This is a genomic window from Citrobacter sp. GW821-FHT07H02, assembly GCF_059418505.1.
On sequence record NZ_JBWKPZ010000007.1, the window covers coordinates 82,283 to 95,407 of the forward strand.

Consider the following 13,125-nt stretch of genomic DNA (forward strand, 5'->3'; position numbering starts at 1 on the left):
TAATGGCCGGGGAGGAGGAGAGATTAATGTGCGCGACCTTGCTCTACGCCAAGGCCGGTCTGGGAACGGATAAACTGGGCGCGGAACTGCTCACGCTCACGATTACCTTCTTCGGAGTTATCGGTTGCTGAGAAGAACCAGATCCCGAGGAATGCGGCAGAGATAGAGAACAACGCCGGGTATTCATACGGGAAGACTGCTTTTTCGTGACCGAGGATCTGCACCCACACAGTTGGGCCAAGCACCATCAGCACCACGGCGGTTAACAGGCCTAACCAACCGCCTAACATCGCACCCCGGGTGGTCAGTTTTGACCAGTACATTGAAAGCAGGATGATCGGGAAGTTGCAGCTTGCCGCAATCGCAAACGCCAGGCCCACCATGAAGGCGATGTTCTGGTTTTCAAACAGCACGCCCAACACGATAGCAATCACGCCCAGCACCAGTACGGTGATCTTCGACACCCGCAACTCTTCACGTTCGGTTGCGCCTTTACGGAATACGTTGGCGTACAGATCGTGAGAAACCGCTGATGCCCCGGCCAACGTCAGACCCGCGACCACTGCCAGAATGGTGGCGAAGGCGACTGCAGAGATAAAGCCGAGGAACAGGTTGCCGCCCACTGCGTTTGCCAGGTGGACTGCCGCCATGTTGTTGCCGCCAATCAACTTGCCCGCAGCGTCTTTATACTCGGGGTTAGCACCGACCAGCATGATCGCGCCAAAACCGATGATAAAGGTCAGGATGTAGAAGTAACCCATAAAACCGGTGGCGTAGAACACGCTTTTACGCGCTTCGCGAGCATCGCTGACCGTGAAGAAACGCATCAGAATGTGCGGCAAGCCCGCCGTACCGAACATCAGACCCAGCCCCAGCGAAAGTGCGGAAATCGGATCTTTCACCAGTCCACCAGGACTCATGATGGCAGAGCCTTTCGGGTGTACCGCCATGGCTTCGGTGAACAGATTGTTGAAGCTAAAGCCGACGTGCTTCATCACCATAAAGGCCATAAAACTGGCACCGAACAGCAACAGCACCGCTTTAATAATCTGTACCCAGGTGGTTGCCAGCATGCCGCCGAACAGCACGTACATCATCATCAGTACGCCGACCAGCACCACCGCAACGTGGTAGTTCAGACCGAACAGCAGTTCGATCAATTTACCGGCGCCGACCATCTGAGCGATCAGATACAGCGCCACGACGACCAGTGAGCCGCAGGCAGAAAGAATACGGATCGGCCCTTGTTTCAGGCGGTAAGAGGCCACATCCGCAAAGGTATAACGTCCCAGATTACGCAGGCGTTCTGCGATCAGGAACAGAATGATCGGCCAGCCGACCAAAAAGCCCAGCGAGTAGATCAGCCCGTCGTAGCCGGAGGTAAAGACCAGTGCGGAGATCCCAAGGAATGAGGCGGCAGACATATAATCGCCCGCAATCGCCAGCCCGTTCTGGAAGCCGGTAATATTGCCGCCAGCCGTGTAATAGTCATTACGCGAGCGCACGCGTTTAGAGGCCCAGTAAGTAATACCGAGCGTAAACACGACGAAAATCAGGAACATGATGATCGCTTGCCAGTTGGTTGGCTGGCGTTGAACTGCACCGCTAATCGCATCTGCTGCGTTGGCAGCATAAGGTAGTGTGGCGGCAAGCGCCGTCAGGACTCTCTTCATGATGCTTTTACCTCGTGCAGTACCGCGTTGTTCAGGCGGTCGAATTCGTTGTTCGCTCGCCAGATATAAATACCGGTCAGAATGAAGGAGATAAGAATTACCCCGACACCAATAGGAATACCCCGGGTGACGCTGGTGCCCGCATGCAGTGGGGTGCCCAGCCAGCCAGGCGCGAAAGCAATCAGAAGGATAAAGCTGATATAAACCACCAGCATGATAATCGACAGAATGGTGGCAAACCGTTGCCGTTTTTCAACTAACTCCCTGAAACGCGCGCTGTCTTCTATCCGCTGATAAATAGTGTCATTCATCACAGAGTCTCCAGAGGTATTCCCTTCGTCTTTCGCGCCACAGGTTCGTTGGCCGCACTCAACCACCCCAGTCACATAGTGAACTATGCTGCTGGGGATGTGCTCGATTGCCGCCTTCCTGTAACACGAAATCCTTTGGGGGAGGTTTTTATAATTCCCTCCCGGTGAAGGGAGGGTAGGGGCAGATTTGTAGGCCGGATAAGACGCTTATGCGTCGCCATCCGGAATATTTTTCTTATGAAGGCATTGCGATGGCCTGCTTCTCTTCGAGCAGTTTCTCTACCACGCCCGGATCGGCGAGGGTTGAGGTATCGCCCAGATTGCTGGTATCGCCTGCCGCTATCTTGCGCAGAATGCGGCGCATAATCTTGCCTGAACGGGTTTTGGGCAGAGAGTCGGTCCAGTGCAGCACATCTGGTGTCGCCAGCGGGCCAATCTCTTTACGCACCCAGTTACGCACTTCGGTATACAGCTCCGGTGACGGTTCTTCGCCATGATTCAGCGTCACGTAGGCATAAATCGCCTGCCCCTTGATGCTGTGCGGAATACCGACCACCGCCGCTTCGGCGATCTTTGGATGCGACACCAGCGCTGACTCGATTTCCGCCGTCCCCAGACGGTGACCGGAAACGTTCAGCACGTCATCGACGCGTCCGGTGATCCAGTAATAACCGTCTTCGTCACGACGGGCGCCATCACCGCTGAAATACATGTTTTTGAAGGTAGAGAAGTAGGTTTGCTCAAAGCGCTCGTGATCGCCAAACAGCGTGCGCGCCTGGCCAGGCCAGGAGTCGGTGATCACCAGATTGCCTTCGGCTGCGCCTTCCTGCGGATTGCCTTCGTTATCTACCAGCGCAGGTTGTACGCCGAAGAAGGGGTGTGTCGCGGAGCCTGCTTTTAACGCAGTAGCGCCCGGCATTGGCGTGATCATAAAGCCACCGGTTTCCGTCTGCCACCAGGTGTCTATCACCGGGCATTTCTCGTTACCGATCTTCTTCCAGTACCATTCCCAGGCTTCCGGGTTGATAGGTTCGCCAACCGAACCGAGGATACGCAGGGAAGAGCGGTCAGTCCCTTCAATGGCCTTATCGCCTTCTGCCATCAGGGCGCGAATAGCGGTAGGCGCGGTGTAGAGAATGTTGACCTGGTGTTTGTCCACCACTTGCGACATCCGCGCAGGGGTCGGCCAGTTCGGTACACCTTCAAACATCAGAGTGGTCGCGCCGCAGGCCAGCGGGCCGTACAGCAGGTAGCTGTGTCCGGTGACCCAACCCACATCGGCGGTACACCAGTAGATATCGCCCGGGTGATAGTCAAAGACATATTTGAACGTGGTGGCGGCATACACCAGATAACCCCCGGTGGTATGCAGCACGCCTTTAGGTTTGCCAGTGGAACCGGATGTGTAGAGGATGAACAGTGGGTCTTCGGCGTTCACTTCGACAGGCTGATGATCGGCGCTGGCCTGCTCAATCAGATCGCCCCACCACAGGTCACGACCTTCCTGCCAGTCAATTTTTCCGCCCGTGCGCTTCAGAACCACCACATGCTCAACGCTCTTCACGTTAGGGTTTTTCAGCGCGTCATCGACGTTCTTTTTCAGAGGGATGCTGCGCCCGGCGCGTACGCCTTCATCGGCGGTAATCACCAGACGTGAGCTGGAGTCGATAATGCGCCCGGCAACGGCTTCCGGTGAGAAGCCGCCAAAGATAACGGAATGCACGGCGCCGATACGGGCGCAAGCCAGCATTGCGACCGCCGCTTCCGGCACCATCGGCATATAGATGGCCACAACGTCGCCTTTTTTAATACCCAGCTCAAGCAGGGTGTTGGCGAAACGGCAGACGCCGCGATGCAGTTCGCGATAGGTAATGTGTTTGCTCTGTGAGGCGTCGTCGCCTTCCCAGATGATGGCGGTGCGATCGCCGTTTTCTTGCAGGTGACGGTCAAGGCAGTTTGCCGCCAGATTCAGCGTGCCGTCCTCGTACCATTTAATTGAGACATTACCTGGAGCAAAGGAGGTGTTTTTCACCTTCTGATACGGTTTGATCCAGTCGAGAATTTTGCCCTGTTCGCCCCAAAACGTATTGGGATCGTTAATTGACTGTTGATACTTGGCTTCGTACTGCTCCGGATTGATCAGGCAACGATCCGCAATGTTTGCGGGAATAGCGTGTTTATGGATTTGGCTCATGGCTTTTGTTCTCCTTGTAAGATGTTAATAATATGTCTCATAAACGTTAAATATAGGGGCTTTGGCAGTTTTGTTTAGTATTTGCGCGGCAGATCACGCAATAACGGAATTGTGCAAATTAGCGGCAAACTGTTTTTTGAAGGGAACTCGCAAAAATGAGTTAATTCTTTCTATAACATGACGTTATAAGTTTTTTCTTGAAAGTGTGCGTTGTGTCGAAAGTTGATAAAAGAAGTGGGCGATAAAGGAGGTTAATAACTCTAAAGTGGTATTTAACATGCACTTACAATTGATTAAAAACAACATTTTAAGTGTGGTTATTTGTTACACATAGAGGGGAGTAATGTCATAACAGTGTTCGTGCGGTTGCTGTTATGGGAGAACAATAAAAGAACCGCCATTGCAGACAATGGCGCAATCTGGATGAGACCTCTATGGCAAGGATTACACAACGCGCACGCCGTTTCTTCAGCCTGATATTGCCTTTTTTATTTATTTCCACCGTTTACGCTGAACAGACGCCCGTACCCGCAAAAACCGTTACCGTTGAAGCGAAGAATGAAACGTTCGCACCTCAACACCCCGATCAATACCTCTCCTGGAAAGCCACCTCAGAGCAGTCAGCCCGTGATGATGCGCTGGCTGAAGACCCGCGACTGGTGATCCTGTGGGCGGGATATCCCTTCTCCCGTGATTACAACAAACCGCGTGGCCACGCGTATGCGGTCACCGATGTTCGCGAAACCCTGCGTACCGGCGCGCCGAAAAACGCCGAGGACGGCCCGTTGCCGATGGCCTGCTGGAGTTGTAAAAGCCCGGACGTGGCGCGTCTGATCCAGAAAGACGGTGAAGACGGTTACTTCCACGGTAAATGGGCGCGTGGCGGACCGGAAATCGTGAACAATTTAGGCTGCGCCGATTGCCATAACACCGCCTCGCCAGATTTCGCCAAAGGCAAACCGGAGCTCACGCTGTCGCGCCCCTATGCTGAACGTGCGATGGAAACCATTGGTAAACCGTTTGATAAGGCCAGCCGTTTAGACCAGCAATCAATGGTTTGCGGTCAATGCCACGTGGAATACTACTTTGACGGTAAAAATAAAGCCGTCAAATTCCCGTGGGATGACGGCGTGAAAGTTGAAAATATGGAGAAATACTACGACACGATCGCCTTCTCCGACTGGACCAACTCGCTGTCGAAAACGCCAATGCTGAAAGCGCAGCACCCGGAATATGAAACCTGGAGTGTGGGCATTCACGGCAAAAACAATGTGACCTGTATCGACTGTCACATGCCGAAAGTGCAGAACGCCGAAGGCAAACTCTACACCGACCATAAGATTGGCAATCCGTTCGACAACTTCGCCCAGACCTGCGCCAACTGCCATACGCAAGACAAAGCCGCGCTGCAAAAAGTCGTCGCTGAGCGTAAACAGGCGATTCATGACCTGAAAATCAAGGTTGAAGATCAGCTGGTTCGTGCCCATTTTGAAGCCAAAGCGGCGTGGGATGCTGGTGCGACAGAGGCGGAAATGAAGCCGATTCTGGAAGATATCCGCCATGCGCAATGGCGCTGGGATCTGGCGATTGCCTCGCACGGTATTCATATGCACGCCCCGGATGAAGGCCTGCGGATGCTGGGTAGCGCGATGGACAAAGCCGCGGATGCGCGAACCAAACTGGTGCGTCTGTTGGCGACGAAAGGCATCACGCATGAAATCCCTCTACCGGACATCTCCACCAAAGAGAAAGCCCAGCAGGCGATTGGTCTGGACGTGCAGAAAATCAATGCCGAGAAGCAGGACTTCATTAAAACGGTGATTCCGCAATGGGAAGATCAGGCGCGTAAAAACGGTCTGTTAAGCCAATAACCTCAATTTGCCGGATGACAGCGCAAGCGCTTTATCCGGCCTACGGAAGTCTTGTAGGCCTGATAAGCGTAGCGCCATCAGGCATTATGCAACGGAGTGAATATGAGCGTATTACGTTCGTTATTAACTGCTGGGGTGCTGGCGTCAGGTCTGTTCTGGAGCCTGAGTGGAATGACCGCCACGCCAACGCCACAGGCGTCTGAACAACGCTGGACGGTGACTCAGCAACGCAGCCCTGATGCCGCTTGCCTGGACTGCCACAAGCCGGACACCGAAGGTATGCATGGTAAACATGCCGATGCCATTAACCCGAACAACAAACTGCCGGTCACCTGCACCAACTGTCATGGTCAGCCGTCACCCCAGCACCGCGAAGGGGTGAAGGATGTGATGCGCTTTAACGAGCCGATGTACAACGTCGAGCAGCAGAACAGCGTCTGTATGTCCTGCCACCTGCCTGAGCAGTTGCAAAAAGCGTTCTGGCCGCACGATGTCCATGTGACGAAAGTGACGTGCGCCAGTTGCCACTCGCTGCATCCAAAGCAAGACACGATGCAGACGTTAAATGATAAAGAACGGGTCAAGATTTGCGTCGATTGCCACAGCGATCAGCGTAACAATCCGAACTTTAATCCGGCGTCCGTTCCCTTGCTTAAGGAGCATCCATGAGTTGCTCCCGTCGCCAGTTTATCACCCGCGTCGGCGCGCTGGTGGCGGTGAGCGCAACGGCTGGACGCGTGGTGGCGAAAACGTTGAACATCAACGGAGTACGTTACGGTATGGTGCATGATGAAACATTGTGCATCGGCTGTACCGCCTGTATGGATGCCTGTCGGGAAGTGAATCAGGTGCCGGAAGGGGTCTCGCGTCTGACGATTATTCGTAGCGAGCCGCAGGGCACATTCCCGGATGTGAAGTATCGCTTCTTCCGTCACTCGTGCCAGCACTGCGACCATGCGCCCTGCGTTGACGTCTGCCCGACGGGGGCCTCATTCCGCGATGCCGCCAGCGGTATTGTGGATGTGGATCCGGATCTCTGCGTCGGCTGTCAGTACTGTATCGCCGCCTGTCCGTACCGCGTGCGGTTTATCCACCCGGTCACGAAGACGGCGGATAAGTGCGATTTCTGCCGGAAGACCAATCTGAAAGCGGGCAAGCTGCCAGCCTGCGTCGAGTCCTGCCCAACAAAGGCGCTAACATTTGGCAATCTCGACGATCCCAACAGCGATATTTCTCGTCTGTTGCAGCAGAAAACGACCTACCGCTACAAGCTGGCGTTGGGGACTAAACCGAAGGTCTACCGCGTTCCCTTTAAATTTGGGGAGGTGAGCCAATGACACACGCTTCTGCTTTCCATTTTGAATCGCTGGTGTGGGACTGGCCCATTGCCATCTACCTGTTTTTGATTGGGATCTCCGCCGGGCTGGTCACACTGGCCATTTTGCTGCGGCGTTTCCATCCGGAGGCGGGCGGGGCGGACAGCACGCTGCTGCGTACGACGCTGGTGGTGGGGCCGGGCGCGATTATTCTCGGTCTGTTGATCCTCGTCTTCCACCTGACGCGCCCGTGGACCTTCTGGAAGCTGATGTTCCACTACAGCTTCACCTCGGTGATGTCGATGGGGGTCATGCTGTTCCAGCTTTATATGGTGGTGCTTGCCCTGTGGCTGGCAAAAATCTTTGAAAAAGAGGTGATTGCCCTGCAACAGCGCTGGTTGCCACGCCTGGGACTGGTACAAAAGGTTCTCACGCTGCTGACGCCGTTCCACCGTTTGCTTGAAACGGTGATGCTGGTTCTGGCGGTGCTGCTCGGGGCGTATACCGGTTTTCTGCTCTCGGCGCTGAAGTCCTATCCGTTCCTGAATAACCCGATTTTGCCGGTCCTGTTCCTGTTCTCGGGGATCTCTTCCGGGGCGGCGGTAGCGCTGATTGCCATGGCTTTGCGCCATCGCGGCAATCCGCACAGCACCGAAGCGCACTTTGTGCATCGCATGGAAACCCCGGTGGTGTGGCTGGAGATCTTCCTGCTGGCGGCGTTTTTCGTCGGGCTGGCGCTGGGTGATGACGGCAAAATGCGCGCGCTGTCGGCGGCCTTGGGCGGTGGATTCTGGACCTGGTGGTTCTGGCTCGGCGTGGCGGGATTGGGATTGATTGTGCCGATGCTGCTGAAGCCCTGGGCAAATCGCGGTTCGACATTTCATGGCGTGCTGGCGGTGTGCGGCGCCAGTCTGACCGGTGTGTTGTTGCTGCGCTTCTTTATTCTTTATGCAGGGCAACTGACGGTGGCATAGCTTTTTGGATCTCTTCCTTCCTGAAGCCGGGTTTCTGGCGCTGCTATTGAGTCTCGGGGTCAACGTGTTGACCCCGCTTGTTACGCTTTCGGGCATTCGCCTGCGCTGGCAGCGTGTTATGCCTCTGGCGACGGTGGGCTTGCTGGCGCAGTTTGTCCTGTTACTGCTCGCGTTTTCCATTCTGGTTATCTGCTTTCTCACCAGCGACTTCTCGGTCGTTTACGTTGCCCAGCACAGCTACCGTTTATTGCCGTGGGGATTAAAACTGGCTGCGGTGTGGGGGGGGCACGAAGGATCTCTGCTGCTGTGGGTGCTGCTGCTTTCCGGCTGGGGGGCGCTGTTTGCCTGGCGTTATCGCAGGCAGTCTGATCCTCTGTTCCCGCTGACGCTCAGCATTTTGTCAGTCATCACGGCCTTACTGCTGCTGTTCGTGGTGGTGTGGTCCGATCCGTTTGTGCGCCTCTTTCCGCCTGCCATCGAAGGACGCGATCTCAATCCGATGCTGCAACATCTCGGGTTAATTCTTCATCCTCCGTTGCTCTATCTTGGTTACGGCGGTTTGATGGTGGCGGCGGGCGTGGCATTAGCGTCGCTGTTGCGTGGCGGTTTTAGCGCGGCAACGGCCTGGGTCTGCTGGCGTTGGGCGTTGCCCGGCTGGTGCGCGCTGACGCTCGGCATCATTCTCGGATCATGGTGGGCGTATTGCGAACTGGGCTGGGGCGGCTGGTGGTTCTGGGACCCGGTGGAAAACGCCTCCTTATTGCCCTGGCTTTCCGCCAGCGCGTTGCTGCACAGCCTGTATGTCTCACGTCAGCGTGGCATCTTCCGCCACTGGTCGCTGCTGCTGGCCATTCTGACCCTGATCCTTTCGCTGTTGGGCACGCTGATTGTGCGCTCCGGCATTTTGGTTTCCGTACACGCCTTTGCGCTGGATAACGTGCGCGCCGTACCGTTGTTTGGACTCTTCTGTGCCCTGAGTCTGGCATCGCTGGGTCTGTACGGCTGGCGGGCGCGGGTCACACAGCAGGCTGCGCGATTCACCCTCTGGTCGCGCGAAATGCTGATTCTGGCGGCACTGCTGTTTTTTAGCGCGGTACTGCTGATTGTGCTCATTGGTACGCTCTACCCCATGCTCTACGGCCTGTTGGGGTGGGGGCGACTCTCTGTTGGCGCCCCCTATTTTAACCGCGCCACATTGCCTTTTGGTCTGCTGATGCTGGTGGTGATAGGGCTCTCGGCGGGCGGATTCTGGAAACGTTCGCCGCCCATCTCCCTGCACCGTCGGGTATGGCCCTTTGCGATTGGGTTGCTGGCGGTCGCGCTATGCTGGTCGCTCGGTGCGGCAGAAGCGCTGGCGTGTGGCCTGGTGGCGGCAGTGATGCTGCGGCTCTGGTTTCAGCCCGCTGATGCGTTGCGCCGTCAGCTTCCGGCGCTGCTGGCGCACAGTGGGGTACTGATTGTGGCGGCGGGGATCATCTTCTCCAGCGGGAGCCGACAGGAGGTCAGTCTTAATCTGAGTCCGGGGCAGCAGGTTGAGCTGGCGGGTTATACCTTCCGTTATGAGCGCCTCGACCTGGAAGCAAAGGGGAATTACACCACCGAGAAAGCGCTGATTTCGCTGTGGCAGGATAAGACGCGCATTGGCAGTCTGCTGCCTGAACGGCGCTTCTATGCTGCGCGTCGCCAGCAGATGATGGAGCCGGGTATTCGCTGGAATCTGCTTCACGACTGGTATGCGGTCATCGGCGAAAAAACCGGGCAGGACCGTTACGCCATGCGTTTGTACGTGCAGACCGGCGTTCGCTGGATATGGGGCGGTGCGTTGTTGATGGTGTTCGGTGCGTTGCTCAGCGGATGGCGAGGGAGAAAACGCGATGCCTAAGATGACCCCATTTTTACCGGATGGCGGCGTAAATGCGTTATTCGAGCGCCGTGTAGGCCTGATAAGCGCAGCGCCATCAGGCATTATCATCGCGTTTATCTTACTGTTTTTCACCTCCTTTACCAGCCACGCGCAGGTTGTAGACACCTGGGCCTTTGAAAGCCCGCAACAGCAGGAAAAGTCCCTGTTTATTGCCAGCCAGTTGCGTTGTCCGCAGTGCCAGAATCAAAACTTGCTGGAATCCAATGCGCCTGTTGCGGTGAGTATGCGCCACCAGGTTTTCACCATGGTGGCAGAAGGGAAAAGCGAAGAGGAGATCACGCGCTGGATGACGCAACGTTACGGCGAATTTGTCCTCTATAACCCACCGTTGACGGGACAAACGATCGTGCTGTGGGCGTTGCCCTGCGTTCTGTTATTGCTGGCAGGCGTCCTGTTATGGCGGGCGAGCATCAGCCAGAGCAAAAAGGAGGGCGAATGAGTTTGCATCAGGTGAGCGTACAACTGCTGCGTCACAGCCAGCGCCAGGCCAGTCAGCAGATGTCTGAGGGGGCCGCAACACCCTTGCAGTGTGAGCTACATCACGATCTGGAAGAACCGGCGGTGATGGGCGTACCATTACGTCCGTTGCCGGTGAAAGTGATGACTGCCGTTGCGGCAGGCGTGTTGCTGCTCTGCGTCGGCGGTTATCTGCTTAGCCCTAAATGGCATGCGGTGCGCCAGGAGCAGCAGCGGCTGGCGGACCCGCTACACATTTTTGCTGATGAGCAGACCCCTGAAAAACAGTTGCTGGCGTTGCAGGCGAAGATTCGTGCGAATCCGCAGGACAGTGAGCAGTGGGCGATGCTTGGCGAATATTATCTGTGGCGTAACGCGTATCAGAATGCGCTGCTGGCCTACCGTCAGGCACTGCGCCTGAAGGGGGAAAACGCGGAGATCTATTCGGCGCTGGCAACGGTGTTGTACTACCAGTCCGGGCAGCATATGACGCCCGCGACGCGGGAAATGATTGATAAAGCGCTGGCGCTGGATGCGACGGAAGTGACGGCGTTGATGTTATTGGCCTCTGATGCGTTTATGCAGGCTAACTACGTACAAGCCATTTCATTGTGGCAACAATTACTGGATTTGAACTCGCCGAGAGTTAACCGCGTGCAACTCATAGACGCTATTAATATGGCGAAATTGTTGCGGAATCGGCAGGAATGATTTCATTTTTTTGTGATTTTGGTCTTTTTTGGTGTTTATAAAATAATCAAATAAACAAAAAGATTAAAATGATTCCAAAAGTGTATTATTCAAAACAATGGCTATAAAAATCTTTTCATAACAAATAGTTATTGATGATTATCGCAATAAATTCGCATTATTATGCATTAAATTAGCGAAAAGCCTCGTTCTTAAAGGGTTGCACAAGATGCCGTGTAAATGGTACTGATTATGCCCGTTAAAAAACACTACAAACGTACGCAACACAATTCATACCCTTTCAGTATGTAACCATTCTCACGTCAGCGCACGTAGAATGGCGCTTCATTGAGGAAGTCTGTCGTTATGAAAAACATGAAAATCAGCCTGGCCTGGCAAATTTTGCTGGCTATGGTGCTGGGCATTCTGCTGGGCAGTTATCTGCATTATCACAGTGACAGCCGCGAGTGGCTGGTTGTAAACCTGCTCTCTCCGGCGGGTGATATCTTTATCCACCTGATCAAAATGATCGTTGTGCCGATTGTGATCTCTACCCTTGTGGTCGGTATTGCAGGCGTCGGCGACGCGAAGCAACTGGGGCGTATTGGCGCCAAAACCATTATCTATTTCGAAGTGATCACGACGGTTGCCATTATCCTTGGGATTACCCTGGCGAACGTGTTCCAGCCCGGTTCTGGTATCGATATGTCGCAGCTGGCGACGGCGGATATTTCGAAATATCAGAACACGACGGCAGAGGTGCAGAGCCACGCGCATGGCTTGATGGGCACCATTTTGTCGCTGGTGCCGACCAACATCATCGCGTCGATGGCGAAAGGTGACATGCTGCCGATTATCTTCTTCTCGGTACTGTTTGGTCTCGGCCTGTCATCGTTGCCGTCAACGCACCGTGAACCGCTGGTGGCAGTGTTCCGCTCCATTTCAGAAACCATGTTCAAAGTGACGCACATGGTGATGCGCTATGCGCCAGTCGGTGTGTTTGCGTTGATCGCCGTCACCGTCGCCAACTTTGGTTTTGCCTCGCTGTGGCCGCTGGCGAAACTGGTGCTGCTGGTTCACTTCGCGATTCTGTTCTTTGCCCTGGTGGTGCTGGGAATTGTGGCGCGGATATGCGGGCTGAGCATCTGGATCCTGATTCGTATCCTGAAGGATGAACTGATTCTGGCGTACTCGACGGCCAGCTCGGAGAGCGTGCTGCCGCGTATCATTGAGAAGATGGAAGCCTACGGCGCACCAGCGTCGATCACCAGTTTCGTGGTGCCCACCGGCTACTCTTTTAACCTCGATGGTTCAACGCTGTACCAGAGTATTGCGGCCATTTTTATTGCGCAGCTGTACGGCATCGACCTGTCGCTGTGGCAGGAAATCGTGCTGGTGCTGACGTTAATGGTGACATCGAAAGGGATTGCTGGCGTGCCGGGTGTTTCTTTCGTGGTGCTGCTGGCAACGTTGGGTAGCGTGGGGATCCCGCTGGAAGGTCTGGCGTTTATTGCCGGTGTTGACCGTATCCTCGACATGGCGCGTACGGCGTTGAACGTGGTGGGCAATGCGCTGGCGGTACTGGTAATTGCCAAGTGGGAACACAAATTTGACCGTAAAAAAGCGCTGGCGTATGAGCGCGAAGTGCTGGGCAAATTCGATAAAACCGCCGATCAATAATTGATTGCGGGTTGATTGCCGGATGGCGCTTCGCTT

At 55.0% G+C, this 13,125-nt stretch carries 11 protein-coding genes; 8 read left to right on the top strand and 3 right to left on the bottom strand.

Going from position 1 to position 13,125, the window contains the following annotated elements:
- Positions 1 to 23 precede the first annotated feature (23 nt).
- The 3 genes from actP to acs all read right to left on the bottom strand — a co-directional run bounded on the left by actP (position 24) and on the right by acs (position 4,178).
- Complete coding sequence (gene actP / locus AC07NP_RS10205) at positions 24 to 1,673, bottom strand: cation/acetate symporter ActP (RefSeq protein ID WP_494660395.1); 1,650 nt, start codon at positions 1,671 to 1,673, stop codon at positions 24 to 26.
- A complete protein-coding gene (locus tag AC07NP_RS10210) occupies positions 1,670 to 1,984 on the bottom strand; it encodes a DUF485 domain-containing protein (protein WP_192613749.1) in 315 nt (104 codons plus the stop codon). Before AC07NP_RS10210 ends, actP begins: the two co-directional genes overlap by 4 nt.
- A 235-nt stretch (positions 1,985 to 2,219) precedes the next feature.
- Positions 2,220 to 4,178, bottom strand: coding sequence for an acetate--CoA ligase (gene acs / locus AC07NP_RS10215; protein ID WP_494660396.1), 1,959 nt, complete (start codon positions 4,176 to 4,178; stop codon positions 2,220 to 2,222).
- A 434-nt stretch (positions 4,179 to 4,612) separates the two neighbouring features.
- Between acs and nrfA the strand changes: the two genes are divergently transcribed.
- The 8 genes from nrfA to gltP all read left to right on the top strand — a co-directional run bounded on the left by nrfA (position 4,613) and on the right by gltP (position 13,089).
- Positions 4,613 to 6,049 (top strand): ammonia-forming nitrite reductase cytochrome c552 subunit, encoded by a 1,437-nt coding sequence (gene nrfA / locus AC07NP_RS10220; protein WP_494660397.1) that lies wholly within the window; start codon positions 4,613 to 4,615, stop codon positions 6,047 to 6,049.
- 102 nt (positions 6,050 to 6,151) lie between these two features.
- On the top strand, positions 6,152 to 6,718 hold the full coding sequence (nrfB, locus tag AC07NP_RS10225; RefSeq protein ID WP_494660398.1) for a cytochrome c nitrite reductase pentaheme subunit: 567 nt from the start codon (positions 6,152 to 6,154) through the stop codon (positions 6,716 to 6,718).
- The gene (gene nrfC / locus AC07NP_RS10230; RefSeq protein WP_203359267.1) at positions 6,715 to 7,386 is read left to right on the top strand and encodes a cytochrome c nitrite reductase Fe-S protein; all 672 of its coding nucleotides are present in this window, start codon (positions 6,715 to 6,717) and stop codon (positions 7,384 to 7,386) included. Before nrfB ends, nrfC begins: the two co-directional genes overlap by 4 nt.
- Positions 7,383 to 8,339, top strand: a complete 957-nt coding sequence (nrfD, locus tag AC07NP_RS10235; protein WP_203359266.1) for a cytochrome c nitrite reductase subunit NrfD — start codon at positions 7,383 to 7,385, stop codon at positions 8,337 to 8,339. The genes nrfC and nrfD overlap by 4 nt, the downstream gene beginning before the upstream one ends.
- Positions 8,340 to 8,343: 4 nt before the next feature.
- Positions 8,344 to 10,221 carry a heme lyase CcmF/NrfE family subunit gene (locus AC07NP_RS10240; RefSeq protein ID WP_494660399.1) on the top strand — a complete coding sequence of 626 codons (1,878 nt, stop codon included), beginning with the start codon at positions 8,344 to 8,346 and terminating at the stop codon, positions 10,219 to 10,221.
- Positions 10,214 to 10,702 carry a heme lyase NrfEFG subunit NrfF gene (gene nrfF / locus AC07NP_RS10245; RefSeq protein WP_494660400.1) on the top strand — a complete coding sequence of 163 codons (489 nt, stop codon included), beginning with the start codon at positions 10,214 to 10,216 and terminating at the stop codon, positions 10,700 to 10,702. The genes AC07NP_RS10240 and nrfF overlap by 8 nt, the downstream gene beginning before the upstream one ends.
- A 125-nt stretch (positions 10,703 to 10,827) precedes the next feature.
- A complete protein-coding gene (gene nrfG / locus AC07NP_RS10250) occupies positions 10,828 to 11,430 on the top strand; it encodes a heme lyase NrfEFG subunit NrfG (protein WP_494660439.1) in 603 nt (200 codons plus the stop codon).
- A 345-nt stretch (positions 11,431 to 11,775) separates the two neighbouring features.
- The gene (gltP, locus tag AC07NP_RS10255) at positions 11,776 to 13,089 is read left to right on the top strand and encodes a glutamate/aspartate:proton symporter GltP (protein ID WP_192613741.1); all 1,314 of its coding nucleotides are present in this window, start codon (positions 11,776 to 11,778) and stop codon (positions 13,087 to 13,089) included.
- The last annotated feature ends 36 nt before the right edge of the window (positions 13,090 to 13,125 follow it).

Bases quoted from the DNA above. Each gene is read 5' to 3' on its own strand.
- gltP (WP_192613741.1), top strand. From the start codon at position 11,776: ATGAAAAACATGAAAATCAGCCTGGCCTGGCAAATTTTGCTGGCTATG.
- nrfG (WP_494660439.1), top strand. From the start codon at position 10,828: ATGGGCGTACCATTACGTCCGTTGCCGGTGAAAGTGATGACTGCCGTT.
- actP (WP_494660395.1), bottom strand. From the start codon at position 1,673: ATGAAGAGAGTCCTGACGGCGCTTGCCGCCACACTACCTTATGCTGCC.
- nrfF (WP_494660400.1), top strand. From the start codon at position 10,214: ATGCCTAAGATGACCCCATTTTTACCGGATGGCGGCGTAAATGCGTTA.
- nrfB (WP_494660398.1), top strand. From the start codon at position 6,152: ATGAGCGTATTACGTTCGTTATTAACTGCTGGGGTGCTGGCGTCAGGT.
- nrfA (WP_494660397.1), top strand. From the start codon at position 4,613: ATGGCAAGGATTACACAACGCGCACGCCGTTTCTTCAGCCTGATATTG.
- nrfC (WP_203359267.1), top strand. From the start codon at position 6,715: ATGAGTTGCTCCCGTCGCCAGTTTATCACCCGCGTCGGCGCGCTGGTG.
- acs (WP_494660396.1), bottom strand. From the start codon at position 4,178: ATGAGCCAAATCCATAAACACGCTATTCCCGCAAACATTGCGGATCGT.
- AC07NP_RS10210 (WP_192613749.1), bottom strand. From the start codon at position 1,984: ATGAATGACACTATTTATCAGCGGATAGAAGACAGCGCGCGTTTCAGG.
- nrfD (WP_203359266.1), top strand. From the start codon at position 7,383: ATGACACACGCTTCTGCTTTCCATTTTGAATCGCTGGTGTGGGACTGG.